Source organism: Cupriavidus sp. AU9028 (assembly GCF_019795295.1).
Taxonomy (GTDB): Bacteria; Pseudomonadota; Gammaproteobacteria; order Burkholderiales; family Burkholderiaceae; genus Cupriavidus.
On sequence record NZ_JAIMCG010000007.1, the window covers coordinates 55,942 to 82,209 of the forward strand.

23 protein-coding genes are annotated in these 26,268 nt (G+C 65.9%); 10 read left to right on the forward strand and 13 right to left on the reverse strand.

Annotated elements, in window-relative coordinates; translation table 11 throughout:
* Positions 1-160: 160 nt before the first annotated feature.
* From rpmB to nadB, 3 genes are all read left to right on the forward strand, one after another.
* Positions 161-394 (forward strand): 50S ribosomal protein L28, encoded by a 234-nt coding sequence (gene rpmB, locus K6V06_RS09660; RefSeq protein ID WP_006575661.1) that lies wholly within the window; start codon positions 161-163, stop codon positions 392-394.
* 14 nt (positions 395-408) lie between these two features.
* Positions 409-579, forward strand: coding sequence for a 50S ribosomal protein L33 (gene rpmG, locus K6V06_RS09665; RefSeq protein WP_144829977.1), 171 nt, complete (start codon positions 409-411; stop codon positions 577-579).
* Positions 580-792: 213 nt separating this feature from the next.
* Complete coding sequence (nadB, locus tag K6V06_RS09670; RefSeq protein WP_222242671.1) at positions 793-2,397, forward strand: L-aspartate oxidase; 1,605 nt, start codon at positions 793-795, stop codon at positions 2,395-2,397.
* A 5-nt stretch (positions 2,398-2,402) separates the two neighbouring features.
* Here nadB and nadC read toward each other — a convergent pair whose 3' ends face one another.
* The 6 genes from nadC to purN form a co-directional block, all read right to left on the reverse strand.
* Entirely contained in the window at positions 2,403-3,266 is an 864-nt protein-coding gene (gene nadC, locus K6V06_RS09675) for a carboxylating nicotinate-nucleotide diphosphorylase (RefSeq protein WP_222242673.1), read from the reverse strand.
* Positions 3,263-4,408: a quinolinate synthase NadA gene (gene nadA / locus K6V06_RS09680; RefSeq protein WP_222242675.1), complete on the reverse strand. Its 1,146-nt coding sequence runs from the start codon at positions 4,406-4,408 to the stop codon at positions 3,263-3,265. Before nadA ends, nadC begins: the two co-directional genes overlap by 4 nt.
* A 146-nt stretch (positions 4,409-4,554) precedes the next feature.
* Positions 4,555-5,745 (reverse strand): acyl-CoA desaturase, encoded by a 1,191-nt coding sequence (locus K6V06_RS09685; protein WP_222242677.1) that lies wholly within the window; start codon positions 5,743-5,745, stop codon positions 4,555-4,557.
* Between the two features lie 379 nt (positions 5,746-6,124).
* Positions 6,125-7,498 carry a mechanosensitive ion channel family protein gene (locus K6V06_RS09690; protein ID WP_222242679.1) on the reverse strand — a complete coding sequence of 458 codons (1,374 nt, stop codon included), beginning with the start codon at positions 7,496-7,498 and terminating at the stop codon, positions 6,125-6,127.
* 137 nt (positions 7,499-7,635) lie between these two features.
* A complete protein-coding gene (locus K6V06_RS09695; RefSeq protein ID WP_255581749.1) occupies positions 7,636-9,057 on the reverse strand; it encodes an RsmB/NOP family class I SAM-dependent RNA methyltransferase in 1,422 nt (473 codons plus the stop codon).
* Between the two features lie 32 nt (positions 9,058-9,089).
* Positions 9,090-9,752 carry a phosphoribosylglycinamide formyltransferase gene (gene purN / locus K6V06_RS09700; protein ID WP_222242683.1) on the reverse strand — a complete coding sequence of 221 codons (663 nt, stop codon included), beginning with the start codon at positions 9,750-9,752 and terminating at the stop codon, positions 9,090-9,092.
* Between the two features lie 274 nt (positions 9,753-10,026).
* Between purN and K6V06_RS09705 the strand changes: the two genes are divergently transcribed.
* A complete protein-coding gene (locus tag K6V06_RS09705) occupies positions 10,027-10,686 on the forward strand; it encodes a response regulator transcription factor (RefSeq protein WP_222242685.1) in 660 nt (219 codons plus the stop codon).
* Positions 10,687-10,714: 28 nt separating this feature from the next.
* On the opposite strand, the gene K6V06_RS09710 is transcribed toward K6V06_RS09705, so the two are convergent.
* Positions 10,715-12,565 (reverse strand): hybrid sensor histidine kinase/response regulator, encoded by a 1,851-nt coding sequence (locus tag K6V06_RS09710; RefSeq protein WP_222242687.1) that lies wholly within the window; start codon positions 12,563-12,565, stop codon positions 10,715-10,717.
* A 116-nt stretch (positions 12,566-12,681) separates the two neighbouring features.
* On the opposite strand from K6V06_RS09710, the gene K6V06_RS09715 reads away from it, so the two are divergent.
* The 5 genes from K6V06_RS09715 to dut all read left to right on the forward strand — a co-directional run bounded on the left by K6V06_RS09715 (position 12,682) and on the right by dut (position 19,095).
* Positions 12,682-13,683 carry a bifunctional riboflavin kinase/FAD synthetase gene (locus K6V06_RS09715; RefSeq protein ID WP_222242689.1) on the forward strand — a complete coding sequence of 334 codons (1,002 nt, stop codon included), beginning with the start codon at positions 12,682-12,684 and terminating at the stop codon, positions 13,681-13,683.
* 118 nt (positions 13,684-13,801) lie between these two features.
* The gene (gene ileS / locus K6V06_RS09720) at positions 13,802-16,717 is read left to right on the forward strand and encodes an isoleucine--tRNA ligase (protein WP_222242691.1); all 2,916 of its coding nucleotides are present in this window, start codon (positions 13,802-13,804) and stop codon (positions 16,715-16,717) included.
* Positions 16,717-17,241: a signal peptidase II gene (gene lspA / locus K6V06_RS09725; RefSeq protein WP_222242693.1), complete on the forward strand. Its 525-nt coding sequence runs from the start codon at positions 16,717-16,719 to the stop codon at positions 17,239-17,241. Before ileS ends, lspA begins: the two co-directional genes overlap by 1 nt.
* 106 nt (positions 17,242-17,347) lie before the next feature.
* On the forward strand, positions 17,348-18,547 hold the full coding sequence (gene coaBC, locus K6V06_RS09730) for a bifunctional phosphopantothenoylcysteine decarboxylase/phosphopantothenate--cysteine ligase CoaBC (protein ID WP_222242695.1): 1,200 nt from the start codon (positions 17,348-17,350) through the stop codon (positions 18,545-18,547).
* A 44-nt stretch (positions 18,548-18,591) separates the two neighbouring features.
* Positions 18,592-19,095 carry a dUTP diphosphatase gene (gene dut, locus K6V06_RS09735; RefSeq protein WP_222242697.1) on the forward strand — a complete coding sequence of 168 codons (504 nt, stop codon included), beginning with the start codon at positions 18,592-18,594 and terminating at the stop codon, positions 19,093-19,095.
* 57 nt (positions 19,096-19,152) lie between these two features.
* Here dut and K6V06_RS09740 read toward each other — a convergent pair whose 3' ends face one another.
* The 3 genes from K6V06_RS09740 to clpS form a co-directional block, all read right to left on the reverse strand.
* Positions 19,153-20,001, reverse strand: coding sequence for a VOC family protein (locus K6V06_RS09740; protein WP_222242699.1), 849 nt, complete (start codon positions 19,999-20,001; stop codon positions 19,153-19,155).
* Positions 20,002-20,160: 159 nt separating this feature from the next.
* The gene (gene clpA / locus K6V06_RS09745) at positions 20,161-22,458 is read right to left on the reverse strand and encodes an ATP-dependent Clp protease ATP-binding subunit ClpA (protein WP_222242701.1); all 2,298 of its coding nucleotides are present in this window, start codon (positions 22,456-22,458) and stop codon (positions 20,161-20,163) included.
* Positions 22,455-22,781, reverse strand: coding sequence for an ATP-dependent Clp protease adapter ClpS (gene clpS, locus K6V06_RS09750; RefSeq protein WP_222242704.1), 327 nt, complete (start codon positions 22,779-22,781; stop codon positions 22,455-22,457). The genes clpA and clpS overlap by 4 nt, the downstream gene beginning before the upstream one ends.
* Positions 22,782-23,221: 440 nt before the next feature.
* Here clpS and K6V06_RS09755 point away from each other — a divergent pair, with 440 nt between their 5' ends.
* Positions 23,222-23,428, forward strand: coding sequence for a cold-shock protein (locus K6V06_RS09755; protein WP_222243070.1), 207 nt, complete (start codon positions 23,222-23,224; stop codon positions 23,426-23,428).
* 482 nt (positions 23,429-23,910) lie between these two features.
* On the opposite strand, the gene K6V06_RS09760 is transcribed toward K6V06_RS09755, so the two are convergent.
* The 3 genes from K6V06_RS09760 to icd form a co-directional block, all read right to left on the reverse strand.
* Positions 23,911-24,144 carry a hypothetical protein gene (locus K6V06_RS09760; protein WP_222242706.1) on the reverse strand — a complete coding sequence of 78 codons (234 nt, stop codon included), beginning with the start codon at positions 24,142-24,144 and terminating at the stop codon, positions 23,911-23,913.
* Between the two features lie 3 nt (positions 24,145-24,147).
* Complete coding sequence (locus K6V06_RS09765; protein WP_222242708.1) at positions 24,148-24,618, reverse strand: ImmA/IrrE family metallo-endopeptidase; 471 nt, start codon at positions 24,616-24,618, stop codon at positions 24,148-24,150.
* A gap of 206 nt (positions 24,619-24,824) precedes the next feature.
* Positions 24,825-26,075, reverse strand: coding sequence for an NADP-dependent isocitrate dehydrogenase (gene icd / locus K6V06_RS09770; protein WP_222242710.1), 1,251 nt, complete (start codon positions 26,073-26,075; stop codon positions 24,825-24,827).
* Positions 26,076-26,268 lie beyond the last annotated feature (193 nt).

The window sequence follows — 26,268 nt, forward strand, 5'->3', positions numbered from 1 at the left end:
CGGCCTGTGGCGGCATCGCACCGAAAGCATTGATTCGATGGCGCTTTCCGGTCTATAATGCCCGTTTTGCTGAAGTCTCAACCGCTGCAGTCCGGGCCAGCGCGCCTTTTGTTGATCTGTTGCGAACATTGTCCACGAATAGAAGAGTTAGGAGTGCTTCATGGCACGCGTCTGTCAAGTGACCGGGAAAGCGCCGATGGTCGGCAACAACGTTTCCCACGCAAACAACAAGACCAAGCGCCGCTTTCTGCCCAACCTGCAGAATCGTCGTTTCTTCGTTGAATCGGAAAACCGCTGGGTGAGCCTGCGCGTCTCGAACGCCGGTCTGCGCCTGATCGATAAGAAAGGCATCGACTCCGTGCTCGCCGACCTGCGCGCACGCGGCGAAGTCTGAGTTAGGAGTACACCATGGCCAGCAAAGGCGGACGCGACAAGATCAAACTGGAATCCACCGCGGGTACCGGTCACTTCTACACCACGACCAAGAACAAGCGCACCATGCCCGAAAAGATGGCGATCATGAAGTTCGATCCCGTCGCTCGCAAGCATGTGGAATACAAGGAAACCAAGATCAAGTAACGATCCGGTTTCGGCCGAGTCGCTTCGGCCACGCATCAAACCCCGCCTCGGCGGGGTTTTTTGTTGCCTGTGCGGAATGACGTCTGACGAGGGCACGAGAAGCGCGACTCTTCGCGCCACGTTGAGCCGGGGGACACGTCCGCGGGCCACGCCCATGTACACTTGCATTCTTCATCCGCACCAGCCGGCGCACTGCCCCCGCCGGAACGCCTCATGAATTTCGACGTTGCCATCGTCGGCAGCGGGCTGGCCGGCCTGACGGTCGCCCTGCAGCTGGCCGACACCCATCGTGTCGTCATCGTCAGCAAGCGCGCCATGACGCAGGGCGCGAGCGACTGGGCGCAAGGCGGCATTGCCGCCGTGCTCGATTCGGCCGACAGCCATGATGCGCATATCCGGGACACGCTGGTAGCGGGCGCAGGCCTGTGCGATGAAGGGGCAACGCGCCATATCGTCGAGAACGGCCGCGCGGCGATCCAGTGGCTGATCGACAAGGGCGTGCCCTTCACCCGGGACGAGCAGGCCGAACTCGGCTTCCACCTGACGCGCGAGGGTGGACACAGCCACCGCCGCATCATCCACGCGGCCGATGCGACCGGCCACGCGGTGGTCAGCACGCTGGCAGACCAGGTGCGCCGCCATCCCAACATCACGCTGCTGGAAGACCATTTCGCCATCGACCTGATCACCTCGCGCAAGCTCGGCGTGGACGGCAACTGCTGCCTGGGTCTCTACGTGCTGGATGATCGGGATGGCAAGGTGGTGACCATCACGGCGACCCATACGGTGCTCGCAGCAGGCGGTGCCGGCAAGGTCTACCTCTACACCACCAACCCGGACACCGCGACCGGCGACGGCATCGCGATGGCCTGGCGCGCCGGCTGCCGTGTCGCCAACATGGAATTCATCCAGTTCCATCCGACCTGTCTGTACCACCCCTATGCCAAGTCCTTCCTGATCTCGGAAGCCGTGCGCGGCGAAGGCGGACGGCTGGTCCTGCCGGACGGCACCCGCTTCATGCCGGAGCATGATCCACGGGCGGAACTGGCGCCGCGCGACGTGGTGGCGCGCGCGATCGACTTCGAGATGAAGAAGCGCGGCCTGGACTGCGTGTACCTGGACATCTCGCACCAGCCCGAATCCTTCCTGCGCGAGCACTTTCCCACCATCCACGCGCGCTGCCTGGAGCTGGGCATCGATATCACCGGCGAGCCCATTCCGGTGGTGCCTGCCGCGCATTACACCTGCGGCGGCGTGGTGACCGACACCAGCGGTCGCACCGACGTGGTCAACCTGTACGCCGTCGGCGAGACCGGTTGCACCGGGCTGCACGGCGCCAATCGCCTCGCTTCGAATTCGCTGCTGGAGTGCATCGTCATCGGCCAGGCGGCGGCGGCCGACATCGCGTCGAAGGACCGGGCCGACTGCCCCGACCTGCCCCTGCCGCCCTGGGACGAAAGCCGCGTCAGCGATGCCGACGAAGAGGTGGTGGTGTCCCACAACTGGGACGAACTGCGCCGGATGATGTGGAACTACGTCGGCATCGTGCGCACCAGCAAGCGGCTGGAACGGGCCCAGCATCGGATCCGGCTGCTGCGCGAGGAGATCGCAGAGTACTACGCGCACTTCCGCGTGAGCCGCGATCTGCTCGAGCTGCGCAATCTGGTCGAGGTAGCGGCGATGATCGTCGACAGCGCCTACGCCCGTCACGAAAGCCGCGGCCTGCATTTCAGCCGAGACTACCCGCAGACGCTGCCCAAGGCCCTGCCGACGGTGCTGCAGCCGGCCGACCACCGCCGTCAGCCGGGCCGCGGCTGACGGCGTCAGCCGACGATCCGCAGCGAATAGTCGGTGGCGCGCACGTCCTTGGTCAGCGCGCCGACCGAGATGCGATCGACGCCAGTTTCGGCGAAGCGGCGAATGGTGTTGGCATTGACGCCGCCCGACACTTCCAGCACCGCCCTGCCCGCGTTGACGCGCACCGCCTCGAGCATCATCGGCTCGGTGAAATTGTCCAGCAGTACCGACACCGCACCGGCGTCGAGCGCTTCCTGCAGTTCCGTCAGCGACTCGACTTCGACCTGCACCGGCGCGCCGTTGCCCAGCGCCTGGGCCGCGCGCAGCGCCGCCGTGATGCCCCCTGCAGCGGCGATATGATTTTCCTTGATCAGGATGCCGTCGTAGAGCGCGAGCCGCTGGTTCTCGCCACCGCCCACGCGCACCGCGTACTTCTGCGCCAGCCGCAAGCCCGGCAGCGTCTTGCGGGTATCGAGCACGCGCGCGCGGGTGCCCTCGACCAGATCGGCATAGCGGCGCGTCGCCGTGGCGACGCCCGACAGCAGCTGCAGGAAATTCAGCGACGGCCGCTCCGCCGTCAGCAGCGACCGGGCCGGTCCGTCGATCTCGCACACCACCGAATCCGGCGCCATGCGCGCGCCCTCTTGCTGCCGCCAATGCACCTGCAGCGAAGGATCGACGGCATGCATGCAGGCCTCGAACCACGGCTGGCCGCACAGCACCGCTTCCTCGCGCACGATCACGCGGGCATGCGCGGTCTTGTCGGCCGGCACCAGCAGGCCGGTCAGGTCGCCGCTGCCAACGTCCTCGGCAATCGCGGCACTGACGTTCTGCTGCAGCGCGTTCACCAGCGCCGGGCCATAGCTGTCGAAGATGGGATTGACGCTCATGCCGGTCCGATTCCCTGGAACAGTGCCTGCTCTGCCGCCAGATCGGCCACCGGACGCACCCTCGCCTTCTCGCGTGCGGCGAAGTCGAGCATCCGGTCGATGCAGGTATAGGCGCGCTGCCCGATCCGCGCATCGACATGGATCTCGTTGCGGCCCGTCTCCAGCACCTCGGCGAGATTGGTCAGTGCGTTCATCGCCATCCAGGGGCAATGCGCGCAGCTCTTGCAGGTGGCGCTGTTGCCGGCCGTCGGCGCCTCGATGAAGCGCTTGCCCGGGGCGGCCATCCGCATCTTGTGCAGGATGCCGTTGTCGGTGGCGACGATGAACTCGTCGGCATCCAGCTGCTGCGCGGCGGCGATCAGCTGCGAGGTCGAGCCGACCACATCGGCCAGCGCCACCACGTTGGCCGGCGATTCCGGATGCACGAGGATCTTCGCGCGCGGATGCTCCTCGCGCAGCAGATCGAGCTCGACACCCTTGAACTCGTCATGCACCAGGCACGAGCCCTGCCACAGCAGCATGTCGGCCCCGGTCTGGCGCTGGATATAGCTGCCCAAATGCTTGTCCGGCGCCCACAGGATCTTCTCGCCCCGCGCATGCAGGTGCTCGACGATCTTCAGGCCGATGCTGGAAGTCACCATCCAGTCCGCGCGCGCCTTCACCGCGGCGCTGGTATTGGCATAGACCACCACGGTACGGTCGGGATGCGCATCGCAGAACGCGTTGAATTCGTCCGCCGGGCAACCCAGATCGAGCGAGCAGGTGGCATCCAGGTCCGGCATCAGGATGGTCTTCTCGGGGCTCAGGATCTTGGCGGTTTCGCCCATGAAGCGCACGCCCGCCACCACCAGCGTCTGCGCCGGATGGTCGCGGCCGAAACGGGCCATTTCGAGCGAATCCGACACGCAGCCGCCGGTTTCCTCGGCCAGGTCCTGCAGGTCGGCATCGACGTAATAGTGGGCCACCAGCACGGCGTTGCGCGCCTTGAGCAGCGCGCGGATGCGCTCCTTCAGCGCGGCCCGCTCGTCTGGCGTCAGCGCAGGCGGCACCTTGGCCCAGGCATGCGCGACGCAGCTTGCGCCGGCCTGTGCGGTCGCGCCCGGCTTCTCGAACTCGACGGTCTTGATCGTTTGTGGGGTCATCTCTTGGTACTCCGTGCCGCGCTATCGAGGGGTCAGGCTGGGCAGCGGCGCTGCCGGGCATGGCCATGCACGGTCATCCAGCAGTGTAACCAAAAGAAAAGCCCCGCCAAGGTACTTGGCGGGGCTTCGTGTCAGCCTTCCGGCTATCAGGCGTAGCGGCGCAGGCGCAGCGAGAACTCCTGCAGGGCCTGGATGCCGCTGGCTTCGGCACGCTGGCACCATGCCTGCAGCTGCTGCAGCAGCTGCTCGCGGGTCAGGTTGGAACGGCCCCAGATCGCGGCCAGTTCACGGCGCATTTCCACGAACGTGTTCAGCGCGGCGCTGCTGCTGACGATGGTGGCCAGCTGCTGACGCTGCGGCTCGGCCAGCTTGGCCTCGTCGCGATGCAGCCACTTGCGCGCCAGCTTGACCGTGCGGTAGTCGGCGATGCGGGTTTCCTTCAGCGTCGCCAGCTCCTGCTTGTACGCATTGCGCAGTGCCTTGCCGTAGCGGGCCATCACGTCGTAGCGGTTGGCGATGATCGCCTCCAGCGTGTTGTGGTCCACCGGACGCGCTTCCACCAGCCGCGCCTTGGGCGGGGTCTTCTTGACCTTTGCCAGGCCCACGGCCTGCATCGCCCGGATGTAGCCCCAGCCGATATCGAACTCGTACCACTTGATCGAGAACTTGGCGGAGGTCGGGTAGGTATGGTGGTTGTTGTGCAGCTCTTCACCGCCGATGATGATGCCCCACGGCGACACGTTGGTCGACGCATCCTCGCACTCGTAGTTGCGATAGCCCCACCAGTGGCCCAGGCCGTTGATGATGCCGGCGGCATGGATCGGAATCCACAGCATCTGCACGCCCCAGACGCTCAGGCCGACCACGCCGAACAGCGCCACATCGATGATCAGCATCAGGCCGACGCCCTGCCAGGTGAAACGCGAATACAGGTTGCGCTCGATCCAGTCGTTGGGCGTGCCGTGGCCGAACTTGGTGATGGTCTCCTTGTTCTTGGCCTCGGCGCGGTACAACTCCGCCCCCTCGAGCAGCACCTTGCGGATGCCGCGCGTCTGCGGGCTGTGGGGATCGTCTTCGGTTTCACACTTCGCATGGTGCTTGCGGTGGATCGCGGTCCATTCCTTGGTCACCATGCCGGTGGTCAGCCAAAGCCAGAAGCGGAAGAAGTGCGAGGCGATGGGATGCAGGTCAAGCGACCGGTGCGCCATGCAGCGATGCAGGAAGATGGTGACGCCCGCAATGGTGATGTGGGTCATCACCAGCGTGAAGATGACGATCTCCCACCAGGACCAGTTGAGGAGGCCGTTGGCGGCCCATCCAAGAATGGTGTCGAACAAACTGTTCTCCGTGCTAAGCAAAGATGTGGCTGAGGCTGCACGCATCGGGCGGCAGCACTAAACGCAGAAAAAAGACTGCAAATGGAGGATTGCGTCTGGAAGCGTCAGCCAAGGCGCGCCTTGCGCCTCTTGCGAAAGGGAGCACGACCGTCACGGTGTGCGGCTGGCTGGGCGGCCGGTGATCCCGATTCCGCAACAGCCCGCGATTCTACCGGATCGGTTCCCCGTCGGCATCCGCTTTTACCCGCTCTGCTTTCCCCTGCTGCTTTTCCCTTAAGGCAATTCTTTTCAAACCCACCCGCTGTTTTTCGCGAGTTCGAGTGTTGGACGGTTCCGGCGTGACTTCGTTCCATCACACCGCCCAATTTCCCCTATTGGATCAGGGGTTTGCGTCCGCTTGCACTGGTGTGGCGAGTTGGCCTGCGGCGACGCTCGGCTGGACCGGTTTCGTGCTCTGCAGGTCGCTTGTCGGGTAAGGCGTGGCGATTCCGTGTGCCTTCAACGCCTTCCAGATGGCGCGGTTCATGGCGGACTGCACGCCAAGCTTGCCGTTCTGCGGATCCGCGATGTGGCCGGCGACTTCGTATTCGATGCCCTTCTCCACGAACGCCACCAGGAATGCCGAAGGCTCCGGGTCCGAAAGCAGGCGTGGCAATCCTGCCACAGCTTCGGCCAGCACGCGCAGCACCGTTTCCGGATCGGTGCCGTAGTCGGCAATTACACGTGTCGCCACGCGCACATTGGTTTTCGAGAACGACTGGTTCTGCACCGCCTGGGCCACCAGTTGCTCGTTGGGCACCAGCGTCTCGCCGTCGCTGTTTCGCACCACCGTATAGCGCGTCCGGATCTGCGAGACGATGCCGCTGTATTTGTCGACGGTAATCTGGTCGCCCAGCTTGACCGAATGGTCCAGCAGGATGATGAAGCCGGACACGTAGTTGCTGGCGATCTTCTGCAGGCCAAGGCCCAGGCCGACGCCGAGCGCCCCGCCGAACACGGACAGTACCGTCAGGTCGATCCCGACCAGGGACAGGCTGAACAGCAGCGAGATCAGCAACAGCAGCGCCTTGGACAGCCGCGTCAGCACCACGCGCAGGTTGCTGTCGATGGACGCCGAGCGCATCAGCCGCTCCTCCAGCCACGAGCCGAACCAGAGCGCCGCGAGCACCGTCAGCAGGATCCACAGGCACGCCATCATCAGGTTGGCCACGCTGACGCTCTGCTTGCCCAGCGAGAAGCGGATGGAGTCGAGCCAGCCGACCACGTCCCCGAGCAGGCCCAGCACGTACAGCCCCATGCAGACCCACACGGCCGTGGTCAGCACCTTCTCGACCAGCACCAGCATCCCGTGCAGCTGGCCATTGCCCGACAGCACGCGCCGCAGCACATAGAACGCCATGTAGAGGAAGGCGATGCCGAACAGCGGCACCAGCGCCAGCCGCAGCACGCTGACCGACATCCAGGCTTCGAGTGCGAAGCGCGCCAGCAGCACCAGCAGCCAGCCGAACAGCGGGAACATGGCCCGTTCCAGGCTGCTCGCGGCGAAGCGCAGGGCAAAGCTGGAGCCGGCATAGCGCGCCTCCAGCCGGCGGGCGACATGGCGCGCCAGCGGCCAGGCGAGCGCGACGCACAGCGCCAGGACCGCCAGCTGCCAGAAGAAGCCGGGGCCGCCAGCATCGCGTAGCAGGTCGGCGACCATGCGGCCGAACATGGCACGGGTGGGATTCAGATCGGTGATGGGTTCACCTTGCATGGCGTGCAATCGTCAGCTGTTGCGCGAGCGCCCTCCCGCAGGGACGCGCGTGGAGTCATCGCTCGGCTGCAGCAGTTGAACAGAACGGGCGGTGGAGCGGATGAGCCCCGGATGCAAGGCACCCGGGGCATCGAGGATCAGACTGCTTCGTCGGACTCGGACGCGGGAGCCGGCGCGGGCTGGGCAACCCGCTCGAGCACCGCTGCGAAAAAGCCGTCGGTCTGGTGCAGGTGCGGATACAGCGCGAGCATCTGCCCGTCTCCGGGCAGATTGTCGATGCTGACCTTCTGCTCGGCCAGCACCGCGGAGGCCGGCACCAGCTGGAACGACGGATTGCGCGAGAGGAAGTCCCGCACGATCGCCTCGTTCTCCGCCTCCAGTACGCTGCAGGTCGCGTAAACCACGCGACCGCCCGGCTTGACCAGCCGCGCCGCCGATTCGAGGATCGCACTTTGCTTGGCGGTCAGCTCCAGCACGCTCTCCGGCGTCTGGCGCCACTTCAGGTCGGGATTGCGACGCAACGTGCCCAGGCCGCTACATGGCGCATCGACCAGTACCCGGTCGATCTTGCCGGCCAGACGCTTGATCTTGGCGTCCTGCTCGGAATCGATCAGCACCGGATGCACGTTCGACAGGCCGCTGCGGGCCAGGCGCGGCTTCAGGTTCGAGAGCCGCTTCTCCGACACGTCGAAGGCATAGAGCCGGCCGGTCGAGCGCATCAGGGCGCCCAGTGCGAGCGTCTTGCCGCCCGCGCCGGCGCAGAAATCGACGACCATCTCGCCACGACGCGGCGCGACCAGATGGCACAGCAGCTGGCTGCCTTCGTCCTGCACTTCGACCAGCCCGTCGGTAAAGAGCGGCAGCTGGTTCAGCGCGGGCTTGCCGGCGAGCCGGATGCCGGCCGGCGCCAGCGGCGTCGGCTCCGCGTCCAGCCCGGCGTCGGCCAGCGCCTGCAGCGCGGCTTCCCGCGAGATCTTCACGAGGTTGGCGCGCAGGTCCAGCGGGGCCGGACGCAGCCAGCTGTCGCCCAATGCGGTGACGAATTCCTCGCCATGGCGCGCCACCAGTTGCGCGTACAGCCATTCGGGCAGATTCGCCCGTACCCGCGGCGCCAGGCTGGCGCGCTCGATGGTGGTCAACCGTTCCAGCCAGGCCGCTTCATCCGGGGCCAGGAACGGCAGCAGCGCATCGCGTCCGAGCGTTGCGGCTAGCCCCAGCAGCGCCAGACGGCGCGATGCGGCGCCCGAGCCGCTCTCGGCGAACTGGGCAAACTCCACCCGCCGGCGCAACACGGCGAAGACCGCCTCGGCGATGATGCCGCGCTCCCGGTGCCCGAGCTTGGGATTCTCCCGAAAGTAGTAGCTGACCACGGCGTCTGCCGGGCGCGCAAAGCGCAGCACCTTGCCCAGCAGCCGGTCGATATGCTGGATGTGGGCGGCATGCAGGCCACCCTGCCCCAACCGTGACTGTCCATCCTCGCGCGGTCCCTGGGCGCGGCGCAGCGGGCTGCCGCCTCGCTTGTTGCCGCTGCGTGCGGGGCCGTTACCGCGTTCGCGCATGCCGGGGCGCGCACCCGATCCGTTGGCGCGGCTCATGCTGCGTCTCCCTCGGTAGTGGAAGCGGACAGCCCAATCAGCAGCTGCGGCTCCGGAGGATCGACATGCACGGCGCCGTCGTGGACGCGCAGCCGGTCCTCGACGAACCAGCGCACCGCACGCGGATAGATCTGGTGCTCGCAGGGAAGCAGGCGCTCGGCCAGCGACTGCGGCGTATCTTCCGGCGTCACCTCGATGGCGGCCTGCACGACGATCGGACCGTGGTCCAGGGCCGCGGTAACGAAATGCACGCTCGCACCGTGCACCTTGACGCCGGCGTCCAGCGCCTGGCGATGAGTATGCAGGCCCGGGAAGCTGGGCAGCAGGGAGGGATGGATATTCATCATCCGGCCGGCATACCGTTCGACGAACTCGGGCGTCAGGATGCGCATGAATCCGGCCAGCACGACCAGATCCGGCACGTGCGCGTCGATGGCCTTGGCCAGCGCAGCATCGAAGCTGGCGCGATCGCTGTACTGGGTGTGGTCGACCACGCCGACGGGAATGCCCTGCGACGCGGCGAAACGCAGCCCCGGCGCATCGGGCCGGTTCGACAGCACGGCGGCGATGCGGGCGGGCCAGGACTGACTGGCGCAGGCGCGCACGATGGCCTCCATATTGGAGCCACGTCCCGAGATAAGGATGACGATGTTTTTCATCGCGCAATTCTACCAAGGGCCACCTTGCCACCCCCAGAATTATGCGCCCGCGCCCATGCCTTGCACGTCACTTCCCATGCTGCATGGGTCGCCTTCTGCCTGTTCGCACGGATAATTTGTAACCAACACACCACCCGGAAACCCGCGCCGCCAGTGGCTTTGCGCATTGTGACGAGGAGCGCGCTCTGCTAGAGTCGCCCTATCGTCCACCTTCCGGATGGAGAAAAGCCGGAGCAAAACAAGGGCGAACTAAAAAAATTTGACGGGAAATCGCATGTCGACAGCTGCACCGACCTTGCTGGTGGTCGATGACCACCCTATGGCGCTATCGGGTACGACCGTATTCTTGGCAGAAGTGATGCCCGATATCGCCGTCCACGCGGCGGGTAGCGCCGCCGAAGCGCTCAACACGCTGGAGCACGGGCTGCGGCCGGATATCGTGCTGCTGGATATCTGGCTCAACGACGGCACCGGCTTCGATGCCATGCAGGCCCTGAAGTCCGTGGCGCCGGGCGCGCGTTTCATCTTCATGTCGGCGGAAGCGACGCCGGAAATCGTCGAGAAGGCCCGCGCGCTGTCCGCCCACGGTTTCGTCGGCAAGCATCTCGACGCCGGCGCCTTCACCGCCGCGGTGCGCCGCGTGCTGTCGGGGGAAACCGCCTTTCCGTCGGAAGAGTCACTGCACGGGCAGGCACGCTCCTTCGGCCCGACGCACGGCATCCCGGTCACGCCGGCGGAACTGGGGCTGACACCGCGTCAGGGTTCGGTGCTGGCGCTGGTGCTGGAAGGATTGCCGAACAAGGTGATCGCGCGCGAGCTGGGACTGACGGAGAACACCGTCAAGGAGCATGTCTCGGCGATCCTGCAGCGGCTGGGCGTGCGTACGCGAATGCAGGCGATGTCCCGCCTGGAGCGCTTCCGCTTGCGCCAGTAGGCCGGTCCGACCGGCCGGCGAGCGGTCGTCACCCCCCTGCCACAGCGAGATCGGTCTCCAGCCAGCGCCGCAGCAACAGCCGCAGCGCGGCCGGGTCGGCGGGCTTTTCCAGCACGAAATAGCCTGCGTCCTCGGCCGCCAGCAGCGCTTCGGACTTCATGTCGCCGGTGAGCAACGCCATGCGCGCCTGCGGCTGGGTCTCCTGCCAGCGTTCCAGCAGATCCAGACCGTTCTCCTCGCCCGGCAGCCGCAGGTCGCAGAAGATGATGTGCGGGCGCAAGCCGTCCTGCAGCAGACGCTCGGCCTGCGCGCCGTCGGCCGCGCACGAGACGTGCACGCCCCAGGCCTGCATCAGCGCGGTCCAGGCCTCCCGGACCTGCCGATCGTCGTCGACCACGAGAACGGTGCCAAGCAGCGCCTCCACCGGCGTCTGTTCCGGCCCGGCCACTGGCAGTACGGCACCCGAGGCGATCGCCTGCGCCGGCGCATGGCCGAGCGTGAACCAGAACACCGAGCCCCTGCCCGGGACCGAGCGCACGCCATAGGTGCCCCGCATCAGCCGGACGCACTCCTTGAAGATCGCCAGACCGAGCCCCAGCCCCTGGGACAGGTCGCGCTGCTGGTTGTGAACTTGGAAGTAGGGCGAGAAGATGTCCGGCAACTGCTCGGGAGGAATGCCGGCACCGGTATCCCAGACCTCGATGCGGACGTGTTCGATACGGGCCCGGGCCGCCACCAGCACCCGGCCGCGTTCCGTATAACGCAGCGCGTTCTGCACCAGATTGAACAGCGCCCGGCGCAGCAGCACGGCGTCGCCCATCGCCAGCAAGCGCCGCGGCGAGCGGGCGTCCAGCGCCAGCCCGGCCGCCTGCGCGTCCTCGGCGAACTGCCCCACCACCTCGGACACCAGCCGGGCGACGTCGCACGGCTCCAGCGTCGGCAGTACCTTGCGGCCCTCCAGCTTGGACAGGTCGAGCAGCGAGCGAAACAGCAGGTCGATGGTCTGGGTGCTGGCGGCGACCTGCTCCACCAGGGGATGCAGCGCCGCCGACTGGTTGCGCGCACGCAACGCCTCCACCAGCATGACCAGCGCATGGACGGGCTGCCGCAGATCGTGGCTGGCCGCCGCCAGGAAGCGCGACTTTTCGTCGCTTGCATGCAACGCGCGCTCCTTTTCGTCCTGGAACTGGCGTGCCAGGCGACGGCTTTCCGCTTCCAGCTGGATCGCCCGCACCAGCGTGCCGTGCAGGTTGAGCGCGTGCCGGGTCAGCATCAGCGCATAGGCCAGCAGCAGCAGCCGGACATACATGCCATGCCCGGGAAAGGCAAAGTCGGCCAGCAGCAGGTTGGGCACGAGGATCGGCAGGCCGGCATAGGCCAGATTCGACGGCGCCGGCGCCTGCGAGCTGGCGCCCCCGGCCAGCGTGCAGATGGTCAGCAGGAACAGCACCCCCGAGAACATGGTGGAGTCGGTGAACAGGTGCAGCAGCGCAGAGCTGCCCCAGGTCACCCCGCTGAGCACCACCACGCCGCGCATGTTGGCCCACCACTTGTCAGTGTGGGTCGAGCGGTTCATCGTGGCCGCATCCCCCCGGTAGCCCACGTAGAACCAGGCCCAGGCCAGCGCCTGCACCGCCATCACGCCCGTCCATGCCACCAGCGCCAGGCTGCTCGCCTCGCGCCAGAACGCCATGGCGGTCAGGGCCGGCAACGCGAGAGCGGCAACGATGGCGCTGGGGGTCACGCGGTGGATCGCAGCCAGCAGTTTGGCCTGCGTTTCCACATCGAGCGGCGGCGCCGCCGGCGGCAGGATGCGTTTGAGCAGCGCGTGCAAGGCGTTAGCGGCGGGCGCCGCGGTAATGTGAACGGCCCATATCATGCCGATCTTTGCAGGGTAGCGCCACGCATTGGGGCGTTGCATTGCAGCAGCGGGCAGGCAGCGGACCCCGTTCCCCTTATAATCTTGCCTTTACCCATCAGTCCGTCGCCGTCCTCGTGAAAGTCTTCCGCGGCCTGCCCAATGCCGAGAGCCGGACGCCATGCGCCCTGACCATCGGCAATTTCGACGGGGTCCATCGCGGCCACCAGTCGCTGCTGGCGCGCGCCCGCGCAGCCGCGGATGCTCGCGGCCTGCCGCTTTGCGTGATGACCTTCGAGCCGCATCCGCGCGAGTTCTTCACGCCGGACCGGGCGCCCACCCGTATCGCGCTGCTGCGCGACAAGCTCGAAAGCCTGCGCCGCCACGGGGTGGACCGGGTCGTGGTCGAGCACTTCAACGCCCACTTCGCCGCCCAGTCTCCCGAGGATTTCGTGCGCGACGTGCTGTGGCACGGCCTGCATGCCCGCTGGGTACTGGTAGGCGACGACTTCCGCTTCGGCGCGCGCCGTGCCGGCGACTTCGGCTATCTGCGCGAGGCCGGGCAGCGTTATGGCTTCGACGTGGAGCAGATGGGCTCGGTGTCCGAAGGCGGCGTGCGCATTTCCAGTTCGGCGGTGCGCGAGGCGCTGGCCCAGGGCGACCTGGAACACGCCCGGCGCCTGCTCGGCCATGGCTATGCCATCAGCGGCCACGTGGTGCACGGGCGCAAGCTGGGCCGCGATCTGGGCTTTCCCACGCTGAACCTGCGCATTCCCCACAAGCGGCCGGCCATCGGCGGCATCTTCATCGTCCAGGTCCATGGACTGGACGAGCAGCCCCTGCCCGGGGTGGCCAGCATCGGGGTGCGGCCGACCATCGAGGACGCGGGCCGCGTCCTGCTGGAAGTGCATCTGTTCGATTTCAACCGGCAGGTCTACGGCGAGCTGGTGCAGGTCGAATTCATCCGCAAGCTGCGCGACGAGGCGCGTTTCGATTCGCTGGACGAGCTGACCGCCGCGATCGCCCGTGACAGCGCGCAGGCCCGCGCCTTCTTCGGACTGACCGTGCCGGACGGCCATGAACTGCCCGCCGGCGGCCCGGCGGTGCGGACCACCTCGGCAACCGACCGAATTAGCTAGCGGCCGGCCATCCCCACGGGGATCGCCGGGTCGCCGCCGTATCCGAGCCCCCTTTTTGCGCCCCGGCGAGGCATCGTTGCCGCGCCGGACGCCTACCGAATCGTCCTGAAGAATCGTCATGTCCGATCCCAAGTCCAGCAAGCCCGGCAACAAGCCTGGCAAGAGCACTGAAAAGAGCAAATACCCGGTCAACCTGCTCGACACCGCCTTCCCGATGCGCGGCGACCTGCCCAGGCGCGAGCCGCTGTGGATCCAGCAGTGGCAGGAAAAGCGGATCTACCAGGCCATCCGCGCCGCCCGTCGCGGCGCGAAGAAGTTCGTGCTGCACGACGGCCCCCCGTACGCCAACGGCGACATCCACATCGGCCACGCCGTCAACAAGATCCTGAAGGACATGATCGTCAAGGCCCGTGGCCTGAGCGGCCTGGACGCGGTCTACGTACCGGGCTGGGACTGCCACGGCATGCCGATCGAGATCCAGATCGAGAAGCAGTTCGGCAAGGGCCTGCCGGTGCAGGAGGTCCAGTCGAAGGCGCGCGCCTACGCGACCGAGCAGATCGCTCGCCAGCGCCGTGACTTCGAGCGCCTGGGCGTGCTGGGCGACTGGGCCGATCCCTATCTGACGATGAACTTCAGCAACGAGGCGGACGAGCTGCGGGCGCTGAGCAAGATCCTGCAGAAGGGGTACGTCTTCCGCGGCCTGAAGCCGGTCAACTGGTGCTTCGACTGCGGCTCGGCACTGGCCGAGGCCGAGGTCGAGTACAAGGACAAGACCGATTTGTCGATCGATGTCGGTTTCCCCTTCGCCGAGCCCGAGAAGCTGGCGCAGGCATTCCGCGTGCCGCTGTCGCGCCTGCAGGGCCAGACCGGCTGGATCGTGATCTGGACTACCACGCCCTGGACCATCCCGTCCAACCAGGCGCTGAACCTGCACCCGGAAATCGAGTATGCACTGGTCGAGACGCCCCGCGGCCTGCTGATCCTGGCCAGCGAGCGCGTCGAGGAACAGCTGAAGGTGTACGAGCTCGAAGGCACCGTGATCGCGACCTGCAAGGGCGAGGCGCTGACCGAAGTGCGCTTCCACCATCCGCTGGCGAAGATGGACACGGGCTACGATCGCCTGTCCCCGGTGTACCTGGGCGACTACGTGACCACCGATACCGGCACCGGCATCGTCCACTCGGCGCCCGCCTACGGCGTGGAAGATTTCCAGTCCTGCAAGGCCCACGGCATGCCGGACGAGGACGTGATCAGCCCGGTGATGGGCGATGGCGTCTATGCCAGCACGCTGCCGCTGTTCGGCGGCCTGTCGATCTGGGACGCCAACCCGCGCATCGTCGAGACGCTGAAGGCGTCGGGCAACCTGTTCCACTCGCAGCGCTATACGCACAGCTATATGCACTGCTGGCGCCACAAGACGCCGATCATCTACCGCGCCACCTCGCAGTGGTTCGCCGGCATGGACGTGCAGCCCAACGACGACGGCCCGACCCTGCGCCAGACCGCGCTGGCCGGCATCGAGGCCACCGCCTTCTATCCGTCGTGGGGCAAGCAGCGCCTGCACAACATGATCGCCAACCGGCCGGACTGGACCCTGTCGCGCCAGCGCCAGTGGGGCGTGCCGATGGCCTTCTTCGTCCACAAGGAAACCGGCCAGCTGCATCCGCGCACGCCCGAACTGCTGGAAGCGGTGGCCCAGCGCGTCGAGCAGCAAGGCATCGAGGCCTGGCAGACGCTGGACGCGACCGCCTTCCTGACCGAGATGGGCGAGGCCGACGCCGCCATGTATGAAAAGAACCGCGACACGCTGGATGTGTGGTTCGATTCCGGCACCACCCACTGGACCGTCATCCGCGGCTCGCACCGCGACAGTCTTTACGAGCCGGAAGCCGATACGCCCGATGGCCGGCTCGCCGACCTGTACCTGGAAGGTTCGGACCAGCATCGCGGCTGGTTCCACTCCTCGCTGCTGACCGCCTCGATGCTGTACGGCAAGCCGCCGTACAAGGCGCTGCTGACACACGGCTTCACCGTCGATGGCGAAGGCCGCAAGATGTCGAAGTCGCTCGGCAACACCGTGTCGCCGCAGGAAATCGCCGACAAGATGGGCGCCGAAATCATCCGCCTGTGGGTCGCCTCGACCGACTACTCGGGCGAACTGGCCATCTCGGACGAGATCCTCAAGCGCGTGGTGGAAGGCTATCGCCGCATCCGCAATACGCTGCGCTTCCTGCTGGCCAACCTGACCGACTACGACCACGAGAAGCACGCGCTGCCGCCGGAGCAATGGCTGGAGATCGACCGCTATGCGGTCGCGCTGACGGCGCAGATGCAGAAGGAACTGCTGTCGCACTACGACGTGTACGAGTTCCACCCGGTGGTGTCGAAGCTGCAGACCTTCTGCTCGGAAGACCTCGGCGGCTTCTACCTGGACGTGCTGAAGGACCGGCTCTACACCACCGCCGCCGACTCGCGGCCGCGCCGCGCCGCACAGAACGCGCTGTTCCACATCACCCAGGCGATGCTGCGCTGGATGGCGCCGTTCCTGTCCTTCACCGCCGAGGAAGCGTGGCAGGTGTTCGCCCACGGCACCGAGCATACCGACACCATCTTCACCAGCACCTACTACGAGGTGCCGGCGATCGACCGCGCCGATGACCTGCTGCAGAAATGGCACACCTTGCGTGATGTGCGTGCGGAAGTGACGAAGCAACTGGAAGCGGTGCGGGTCGAGGGCGGCATCGGCTCGTCGCTGCAGGCCGAGGTGTCGATCCAGGCCGGCGGACCCGCGTTGCAGGCGCTGCAAAGCCTGGACAACGACCTGCGCTTCGTGCTGCTGACTTCGGCGGCCACCGTGTCGCCGGCACCGGACGGCGGCGACCTGCTGGTCACCGTCCATCCGTCGACCCACGACAAGTGCGAACGGTGCTGGCACTACCGCGCCGATGTGGGGCACGACGCCTCGCATCCGACGCTGTGCGGCCGCTGCACCAGCAACCTGTTCGGCAACGGTGAACCGAGGAGTCACGCCTGATGGCCGCCAACTCCCGCCCCGCCGCACGGCGCCGCACCGCTGCCGCCACCCGCAACGTCACGCCCTGGCTGTGGCTGTCGTTCTCGCTGCTGATCGTGCTGCTGGACCAGTTCCTGAAGATCCTGGTCGAGCGCAGCTTCAGCTACGGCGAGTCGCGCCCGGTCACCAGCTTCTTCAACCTGGTGCTGGTCTACAACAAGGGCGCTGCCTTCAGCTTCCTGGCGGATGCCGGCGGCTGGCAGCGCTGGTTCTTCACCATCCTCGGGCTGGCTGTGGGCGGCTTCATCGTCTGGCTGCTGTTCCGGCATACCGGGCAGAAGCTGTTCTGCCTGGCGGTCTCGCTGGTGATGGGCGGCGCCATCGGCAACGTGATCGACCGGATCGTCTATGGCCACGTGGTCGACTTCCTCGACTTCCATGCTGCTGGCTACCACTTCCCGGCCTTCAACCTGGCCGACTGCGCCATCACGGTCGGCGCCGTGCTGCTGATCGTGGACGAGCTGCGCCGGGTCCGGCGCCACTGATTCTTCCACCGCGACCCGCGGCCGGCGGCGGCAGAGCCGCGCCGCCGGCGCTACCATTGCTTCCCGGCCCCCTTCTTCCAAGGACCGCTTTCCAGAGGACCGCTTCATGGATCTGTCCGGCAAACACCTCGTCCTCGGCCTGACCGGCGGCATCGCCTGCTACAAGTCCGCCGAACTGGTCCGTCTGCTCACCAAGGCCGGCGCGACCGTGCAGGTGGTAATGACCGAGGCCGCGACCCAGTTCATCACGCCCGTCACGATGCAGGCCCTGTCGGGGCGCCCGGTCTACACCTCGCAGTGGGACGGCCGGATTCCCAACAACATGGCGCATATCGACCTGTCGCGCGAGGCCGACGCCATCGTCATCGCCCCGGCCTCCACCGACTTCCTGGCGCGGCTGGCCAACGGGTTGTGCGACGATCTGCTGTCCACGCTGTGCATCGCCCGCGACTGTCCGCTGCTGGTGGCGCCGGCAATGAACCGGCAGATGTGGATGGCACCGGCCACCCAGCGCAATATCGCCACGCTGCGCGGCGATGGCGTGACGATCCTCGGTCCGGGCAGTGGCGACCAGGCCTGCGGCGAAGTCGGCGACGGCCGCATGCTGGAGCCGGAGGAGCTGCTGGAGGACATCGTCGCCCACTTCCAGCCCCGGCACCTGGCGGGCCGCCGCCTGCTGATCACCGCCGGCCCCACCTTCGAGGCAATCGACCCGGTACGCGGCATCACCAACCTGTCCTCCGGCAAGATGGGATTTGCCATCGCCCGCGCGGCGCGCGAAGCCGGCGCTGACGTGGTGCTGGTGGCCGGCCCCACGGCGCTGCCCACTCCGCGCGGCGTCGCCCGGATCGACGTGGTCAGCGCCCGGCAGATGCACGACACCGTGCTGGCGCAGGTGGACCGGGCCGATGTCTTCGTCGCCGTCGCGGCAGTGGCGGACTGGCGCCCGGCGGAAGTGTCGGCGCAGAAGCTGAAGAAGACCGGCGACAGCGATACGCCCGAACTGCGCTTCGTGCAGAACCCCGATATCCTCGCCGCCGTCGCCGCGCGGCCCAATCCCCCGTACTGCGTCGGCTTTGCCGCCGAGAGCGAAGAGCTCGCCCGCCATGGCGAGGACAAGCGCCGCCGCAAGGGCGTGCCGCTGCTGGTCGGCAATATCGGCCACCATACCTTCGGCCGCGACGACAACGAGATCGTGCTGTTCGACGAGACCGGCATGACCGCCCTGCCCCGGGCAGACAAGCTGGAGCTGGCCCGCCAGCTCGTTGCCGCGATCGCGCAGCGGCTGCCGGCGAGCCTCTTTTGATGCTGCACGCCGACCGCCAACCTGACACAACCAACCGACTGACGATGACCAATTCCGCCGCCAACCCCGTGGTCGAAATCAAGGTGCTGGACCAGCGCCTGCACCAGTGGGGGCTGCCGCGCTACCAGAGCGACATGGCTGCCGCCATTGATCTGCACGCCTGCATCGACGAGCCGTTGCGGCTGGAGGCTGGCAGCCCGGCGCAGCTGGTACCGGCCGGCATTGCCGTGCATATGGGCAATCCCTACATGGCCGCCACCATCGCGCCACGCTCGGGCCTTGGCCACAAGAAGGGACTGGTACTGGGCAATTCGATCGGCGTGATCGACGCCGACTACCAGGGTCCGATCCTGGTCAGCGTCTGGAATCGCAACGCGCCAGGCACGCCGCCGATCGTGATCGAACCGGGCGAGCGCATTGCGCAGATGATGTTCGTACCGGTACTGCGGCCGGTTTTCCAGACCGTGGAGGCGTTTTCCGCCGACTCGGCGCGTGGCGCCGGCGGCTTCGGTTCGACCGGCGTGCACCACGGCGGCCAGGCCGGCTGATCCCGCAGCAGTCGAGCCCGCCCGCGGCCGGCGCCTCTGCTACGTCTCAGCTACGCCTCAGCCGCGCCGCTGCTCGAACAGCAGGGCGACGCCGGCAGCCGAGTCCGCCGGAATCAGGCTCTCGGTTGCACTCAGATCGCGGTACTCGACCCCGGCGCGGCGCCAGCCCTCGCGGGCCGCGTCGAGCGAGTCGGTGCGCAGCCGCATCGCCGCATAACCCGGCCCCTCCCTGCGAATCAGTTCGGTACCGGTCGCGGCGGACAGCGCCTGCGGTGTGGAAATCACGAGCGTCGCATCCCCCACCGCCAGGCTGCAGACGTGCTGGCTCAGCTCGGTCAACTCGGCCTGCAACAGCTCCGCATAGGCACGCCCCGTAGCGTCCACGAGCGACGGCGCCACCACCAGGAACATGGTGCTGATCGACAGCGCGCCGTTCGGATGGGCCATCCATTCGGGCCGCCATAGCAGTTCCGGCGTGCGATGCTCGCACAGGAAAAAGCGCGCACCCGGAGCGTCATCCATGGCGGTGACGACAAAGGAAGCAGGGTGCTCGCTGCCATCGTCCAGCCGAACCGGGCGCGAGAATGCGATCGGATCGGCGGTGTGCCAGCCGCCCGCGCGCAGCATCGCCGCATCGCCCGCGGCGTCCTGCGTGCGGCTGGACAAGGCGGCGCAACCGCCGCCACGCTGCTGCACGTTCCAGTAGTACTGGCGCGCCGGGCTGGCGCCCTCCACCTGCAGCAGCTCGATGTAGTTGCCGTCCAGCATCACGCAGTGATTGCGCGAGCCGAGGGTATGGAACCCCATGGGCGTCAGCGTGAAGCCCAGGCGGCGCCATTGTTCGGCCCCGGCAGCGAGATCGGGGCAAACCACGACGGCATGGTCGATCGGACGAGGCACGGTCATTCGGTCACTCTCCGTACAAGACAGCGATAGAGCGCCATCGCCTGGCGCCGGCCCAGAAAAAAGGGGGCGGCATGTTTGCCGCCCCCGCCTATTGTGACGAAGAATGGGTCGAATCACCACCCGGATTTGACGCAGCGCCGCAAAGAAGCGGCGCCTGAATCACGCTTCGGCGCGTTGCTCGCTCTCTGGCGCCTCTGGCGGCTCGGCGTCGACCTCGACAAAGTCCAGCTTGATCTGCTCCTGCTCGTCCAGGTCCACGATCACCTTGCCGCCGGACACCAGCTTGCCGAACAGCAACTCGTCGGCCAGCGCCTTGCGGATCATGTCCTGGATCAGTCGCTGCATCGGCCGCGCCCCCATCAGCGGATCGAACCCCTTGCGCGCCAGGAACTTGCGCAGGCCGTCGCTGAAATTGGCCTCGACCTTCTTCTCGTGCAGTTGCTCTTCCAGCTGCATCAGGAACTTGTCCACCACCCGCAGGATGATTTCCTCATCCAGTGCACGGAAGCTGATGATCGCGTCCAGGCGGTTGCGGAACTCCGGCGTGAACATGCGCTTGATGTCGGCCATCTCGTCGCCGCGCTGGCGCGACGACGTAAAGCCGATGGTGCCCCGGTTCATCGCCTCGGCGCCCGCGTTGGTCGTCATGATGATGACGACATTGCGGAAGTCCGCCCGCCGGCCGTTGTTGTCGGTCAGCGCGCCGTGATCCATCACCTGCAGCAGGATATTGAAGATATCCGGGTGCGCCTTCTCGATCTCGTCGAGCAGCAGCACGCAGTGCGGCTTCTTGGTGACGGCTTCGGTCAGCAGACCGCCCTGGTCGAAGCCCACGTATCCCGGCGGCGCGCCGATCAGCCGGCTGACCGCGTGGCGTTCCATGTACTCCGACATGTCGAAGCGAATCAGCTCGATGCCGAGGATGAACGCCAGTTGCTTGGCGACCTCGGTCTTGCCGACGCCCGTGGGGCCCGAGAACAGGAAGGAGCCAATCGGCTTGTCGGTCTTGCCCAGGCCGGCACGCGACATCTTGATCGCCGCGGCCAGCGCCTCGATCGCCGGGTCCTGGCCGAACACCACCGACTTCAGATCGCGGTCCAGCGTCTGCAGCTTGCTGCGGTCGTCCTGGTTGACGCTCTGCGGCGGGATGCGGGCGATACGCGACACGATTTCCTCGATCTCGCCCTTGCCGATCGTCTTCTTCTGCTTCGACTTCGGCAGGATGCGTTGCGCCGCACCGGCCTCGTCGATCACGTCGATCGCCTTGTCCGGCAGATGACGGTCGGTGATGAAGCGTGCCGACAGTTCCGCCGCGGCCGTCAATGCCGCCGCCGCGTACTTGACGCCGTGGTGCTCCTCGAAGCGCGACTTCAGGCCGCGCAGGATCTGCACGGTCTGGTCGACCGAGGGCTCCACCACATCGATCTTCTGGAAACGACGCGACAGCGCCGCATCCTTTTCAAAGATGCCGCGGTATTCGGTGAACGTGGTCGCGCCGATGCACTTGAGCTGCCCCGACGACAGCGCCGGCTTGAGCAGATTGCTCGCGTCCAGCGTGCCGCCCGACGCCGCACCGGCGCCAATCAGCGTGTGGATCTCGTCGATGAACAGGATCGCGTTCGGATTGTCCTTCAGCGACTTGAGCACGCCCTTCAGCCGCTGCTCGAAGTCGCCACGGTACTTGGTGCCGGCCAGCAGCGCGCCCATGTCGAGCGAGTACACGACTGCCTTTTCCAGGATGTCGGGCACTTCGTTCTTGGTAATGCGCCAAGCCAGGCCTTCGGCGATCGCGGTCTTGCCCACGCCGGCCTCGCCGACCAGCAGCGGATTGTTCTTGCGGCGGCGGCACAGCACCTGCACCACCCGCTCGACCTCGCTCTCGCGGCCGATCAGCGGATCGATCTTGCCGGCCTTGGCCAGTGCGTTCAGGTTCTGCGTGTATTGCTCGAGCGGGCTTTCCTTGCCGTCCGCGCCCTCGCCTTCCGCGGCTGCGTCGCCGTGCTTGGCCGGTTCCGACTGGTCCTTGCGGATGCCGTGGCTGATGAAATTGACCACGTCCAGGCGCGTGACACCCTGCTGCTGCAAATAGTACACAGCATGGGAATCCTTCTCGCCGAAGATGGCCACCAGCACATTGGCGCCGGTGACTTCCTTCTTGCCGTTCGAGGTCGACTGGACATGCATGATGGCGCGCTGAATCACGCGCTGGAAACCCAGCGTCGGTTGCGTGTCCACCTCGTCCGTGCCGGGCACGACCGGCGTGTTGTCGACGATGAAATTCTTCAGACTGGTGCGCAGATCCTCGATATTCGCTGCGCAGGCGCGAAGAACCTCGGCCGCTGTCGGGTTGTCCAGCAACGCCAACAGCAGGTGCTCCACGGTAATGAATTCGTGGCGTGCCTGCCGGGCCTCGACAAAGGCCATGTGCAGGCTGACTTCCAGTTCTTGCGCAATCATGCTTCCTCCATCACGCACTGCAGCGGATGCCCGGCCTGCCGTGCGTGCGTTGACACCAGCTCGACTTTCGTCGCCGCGATATCCCTGGTGTAGATACCGCAGACTCCCTTGCCCTCCCGATGGACGGTCAGCATGATCTGCGTCGCCGTTTCTCGGTCCCTGCCGAAATACTGCTGCAGGATCATCACGACGAACTCCATCGGCGTGTAGTCGTCGTTCAGCAGTACCACCTTGTACATCGACGGCGGCTTGAGCGCCTGCTCTTGCCGCTCGATGACAGTATCTGCATCGCGTTGTGGGACGTTCGCCAGCCGTGTAACCATGGCCTTATTCTAACCCCTTCGCTCAAGTCTGCAATTTGGGGGAAAGCCGGCCGTTTCAAGGGCCAGGCATGTGTTTGTGGGCCATGGCACGGACAGCGATGTGCCGGACACCGCCCCTCCCGTGACAGGCAACTGTCGTGACACTAGCACGAACAGTGCCGCCTCTGCCCGACCCCACACCGCGCGAGGGTGGGAAAACGCCGTCTTGACAGCGCCCGGGTTTGCCAGAAGAATCGTTCGAACATTCGGATCAGGCCCCGCGAGCCAAGCATCAGGCCGGGTTCGAGTGCTCCGTGAGCAGGGAGGCCCACGGATCCGACGGCAGCGCCCGCGAGGGCGCTTCCTTGCTTGGAAGCTGCGCCCGGCATGCCGGGTGCGGCAACACGGCAGGCCCGCGGCGCCCCCCTGCATTGAAATCTGCTTTTTCGTTGGGGGAGTTTATGGCAAGCGGTACTGTCAAATGGTTCAATGACGCCAAGGGGTTCGGGTTCATCACGCCGGACAGCGGCGAGGAAGAACTGTTTGCGCACTTTTCGGCCATCCAGATGAATGGTTTCAAGACCCTGAAAGAGGGCCAGCGCGTCTCGTTCGAGATCGTGCAAGGTCCGAAGGGCAAGCAAGCCACCAACATCCAGAACGCCGCCTGAGCGCACTGCCACTGCACCGGCCGACTAGAGCCAGCGGCGGTGGCAAGCGGATAGGCGGCGCACTCCCAGCGGGGGCGAGCAGGGATAATGCAGCAGCACCGCTTGCGGTGCAGTAGGTTTGGTACCCTGAGCGCAGTGGAGCGCGTAGCCAATTCCGGGAAAGGCCTGGCAGCAATGCCAGGCCTTTCTTATTGTCCGCGTCGTTAGTCGTTCCGACACGAGTCCCGGCACGCGCCTCTGCTGGCGAGATAATGCCTCAGCATGCCAAGCGCTTCCCGACCAAGGCCATGGGCAATTCCCAACGCATCGGGGGGTGCCTCCCGGCGCCGACCGTCCATGGGTTGAAAAGCGAAGCGCAGAAGCGCCAATACCAGCAAGGCGCCGATTGACGCCAGCACGATCAGCGGCGTGACGAACCAGGTCGCCTGATAAGTGCTCGCCGTGGTCGGACTTGCCACCCGCTCCCCCACGGTCGCCATCCATCAGAGCAGAGCAGCAAAGCAGAGGCCGATCAGAGCCCAGACGCCGTAGAAAGCAACGCGGCGGAACATGCGGAACTGCTGGCGATCCCTGATCTGCTCAGCTACCAGCGATACCACGTCGTCGCGGACATCCGCCTCCGATACGTGGAGCTCAGCCGGTAACGTGACGGCACTGTCCTGCAGGGGCAGCCGCCGCTGCACCGTTCCCAGGTCCGCTTCATTGCCGTTTGTCATGCTTCAGATCCAACCCAGTTGATCGAGCCGAACGCGCATTGCCAGGGGCGCGACACCGAAGGCCTTCGCCAGCTTGCGCAGATCGGTCTCGTTGCGGCGCATGATCAGCACCGTAATGGCGAACTCCGGCATCAGGAGTTCCGCCGCGAAGCGGTTGGCGGCCACTTCCAGGGGGTCGGAATTCGCCAGCGAGAAGCTGTCCTTACCGTCGACGAATGAGGCGCCGTGCCCCAGGGCGAAATGGCCGAGTTCGTGCGCGACGGTAAAGCGCTGTCGGAGATGGGCGTCGGTGTCGCTGATCCAGATGACCGGCAGCGGCGGTGTGCCGCTGAGGATTTCAAGTTTTCCGGCGTCACTCCCGAGGTGGGCGGCCTGAACCTGCACGCCGGCCGCGCGGGCAATGGCGACGGGGTCGACCGGCAACCGGTGATCCCAATAGCGGTCGAGCAGTGGCTGTGCGGACTTGAGCGGCATGAGGGTCCCGGGGAATGTGCGACGTCGGCAATGCGAGCCGAAGAACGGCAGCCCCGATCATTGCGGAATCCTGGCGAGCGTGCTTTCGGTTTCTGCCCGCCACCGGCAGCCGATGCCACGCTTCGGATGCCCCCCGCAAAAGAAAAACCCCGGGGAGCGACGCTCCACCGGGGTTTGGATTCGACCCGTACGGAACGGGTATCGAATTACATATTGTCGATCATGACCTGACCGAAGCCCGAGCACGACACCTGGGTCGCGCCTTCGAGCAGGCGGGCGAAGTCATAGGTGACCTTCTTCGACAGGATCGCCTTTTCCATCGACGAGATGATCAGGTCCGCGGCTTCGGTCCAGCCCATATGACGCAGCATCATTTCGGCCGACAGGATTTCCGAACCCGGGTTGACGTAGTCCTTGCCAGCGTACTTCGGCGCGGTGCCGTGGGTCGCTTCGAACATCGCCACCGAATCCGACAGGTTGGCGCCCGGAGCGATACCGATACCACCAACTTGAGCGGCCAGTGCGTCCGAAACGTAGTCGCCGTTCAGGTTCAGCGTGGCGATCACCGAGTACTCGGCCGGACGCAGCAGGATCTGCTGCAGGAACGCATCGGCGATGGCGTCCTTGACGATGATTTCCTTGCCGGTCTTCGGGTTCTTGAACTTGCACCACGGGCCGCCGTCGATCAGCTCGGCGCCGAATTCCTTCTGGGCCAGTTCGTAGCCCCAGTCACGGAAGCCACCTTCGGTGAACTTCATGATGTTGCCCTTGTGGACCAGGGTCACCGACGGCTTGTCGTTGTCGATGGCGTACTGGATGGCCTTGCGGACCAGGCGCTGGGTGCCTTCCTTCGACACCGGCTTGATGCCGATACCCGAGGTTTCCGGGAAGCGGATCTTCTTGACGCCCATTTCGTTCTGCAGGAACGCAATGACCTTCCTGGCCTGCTCGCTCTCGGCTTCCCACTCGATACCGGCGTAGATGTCTTCCGAGTTCTCGCGGAAGATCACCATGTCAGTCTTCTCCGGCTCACGGACCGGCGAAGGCACGCCCTTGAAATAACGCACCGGGCGCAGGCAGACGTACAGGTCCAGCTGCTGGCGCAGGGCCACGTTCAGCGAACGGATGCCGCCGCCAACCGGGGTGGTCAGGGGACCCTTGATCGAGACGACGTATTCCTTGAGCACGTCCAGGGTTTCGTCAGGCAGCCAGACGTCCGGGCCGTACACCTTGGTCGACTTCTCGCCGGCGTAGATTTCCATCCAGGAGATCTTGCGCTTGCCGGCATAGGCTTTTTCCACGGCGGCGTCCACCACCTTGATCATCACCGGGGTGATGTCGAAACCCGTACCGTCGCCTTCAATATAAGGAATGATCGGATTGTCCGGAACATTCAGCGAGAAATCCTGGTTGACCGTGATCTTCTCACCGGCCGGAACCTTGATGTGTTGGTACATGACGTCTCCAGTACGGAACGGGGGGTTTAGAACGGCTGCCGGGACCATTGCCGGCAGCGAAATGCAAACCTGGCGGGAGGCATTGTAGCGGCCTTGGCGCAGCGTTTCTGCTGCACTGCAAGATCAATCTGGTTTGGGTCTTATATAAGACACAAGACCGGTTTCGTATTATGCAGCAATTTTTCACGATCCG

Coding starts and splice junctions, on each gene's coding strand:
- K6V06_RS09690 (WP_222242679.1), bottom strand. CDS start 7,498: ATGCAAGGTGAACCCATCACCGATCTGAATCCCACCCGTGCCATGTTC.
- clpS (WP_222242704.1), bottom strand. CDS start 22,781: ATGGTTACACGGCTGGCGAACGTCCCACAACGCGATGCAGATACTGTC.
- nadA (WP_222242675.1), bottom strand. CDS start 4,408: ATGACCCCACAAACGATCAAGACCGTCGAGTTCGAGAAGCCGGGCGCG.
- K6V06_RS09695 (WP_255581749.1), bottom strand. CDS start 9,057: ATGCGCGAACGCGGTAACGGCCCCGCACGCAGCGGCAACAAGCGAGGC.
- rpmG (WP_144829977.1), top strand. CDS start 409: ATGGCCAGCAAAGGCGGACGCGACAAGATCAAACTGGAATCCACCGCG.
- dut (WP_222242697.1), top strand. CDS start 18,592: ATGACCAATTCCGCCGCCAACCCCGTGGTCGAAATCAAGGTGCTGGAC.
- K6V06_RS09740 (WP_222242699.1), bottom strand. CDS start 20,001: ATGACCGTGCCTCGTCCGATCGACCATGCCGTCGTGGTTTGCCCCGAT.
- lspA (WP_222242693.1), top strand. CDS start 16,717: ATGGCCGCCAACTCCCGCCCCGCCGCACGGCGCCGCACCGCTGCCGCC.
- coaBC (WP_222242695.1), top strand. CDS start 17,348: ATGGATCTGTCCGGCAAACACCTCGTCCTCGGCCTGACCGGCGGCATC.
- K6V06_RS09705 (WP_222242685.1), top strand. CDS start 10,027: ATGTCGACAGCTGCACCGACCTTGCTGGTGGTCGATGACCACCCTATG.
- icd (WP_222242710.1), bottom strand. CDS start 26,075: ATGTACCAACACATCAAGGTTCCGGCCGGTGAGAAGATCACGGTCAAC.
- nadB (WP_222242671.1), top strand. CDS start 793: ATGAATTTCGACGTTGCCATCGTCGGCAGCGGGCTGGCCGGCCTGACG.
- K6V06_RS09710 (WP_222242687.1), bottom strand. CDS start 12,565: ATGATATGGGCCGTTCACATTACCGCGGCGCCCGCCGCTAACGCCTTG.
- K6V06_RS09760 (WP_222242706.1), bottom strand. CDS start 24,144: ATGACAAACGGCAATGAAGCGGACCTGGGAACGGTGCAGCGGCGGCTG.
- nadC (WP_222242673.1), bottom strand. CDS start 3,266: ATGAGCGTCAATCCCATCTTCGACAGCTATGGCCCGGCGCTGGTGAAC.
- K6V06_RS09755 (WP_222243070.1), top strand. CDS start 23,222: ATGGCAAGCGGTACTGTCAAATGGTTCAATGACGCCAAGGGGTTCGGG.
- K6V06_RS09765 (WP_222242708.1), bottom strand. CDS start 24,618: ATGCCGCTCAAGTCCGCACAGCCACTGCTCGACCGCTATTGGGATCAC.
- purN (WP_222242683.1), bottom strand. CDS start 9,752: ATGAAAAACATCGTCATCCTTATCTCGGGACGTGGCTCCAATATGGAG.
- ileS (WP_222242691.1), top strand. CDS start 13,802: ATGTCCGATCCCAAGTCCAGCAAGCCCGGCAACAAGCCTGGCAAGAGC.
- rpmB (WP_006575661.1), top strand. CDS start 161: ATGGCACGCGTCTGTCAAGTGACCGGGAAAGCGCCGATGGTCGGCAAC.
- clpA (WP_222242701.1), bottom strand. CDS start 22,458: ATGATTGCGCAAGAACTGGAAGTCAGCCTGCACATGGCCTTTGTCGAG.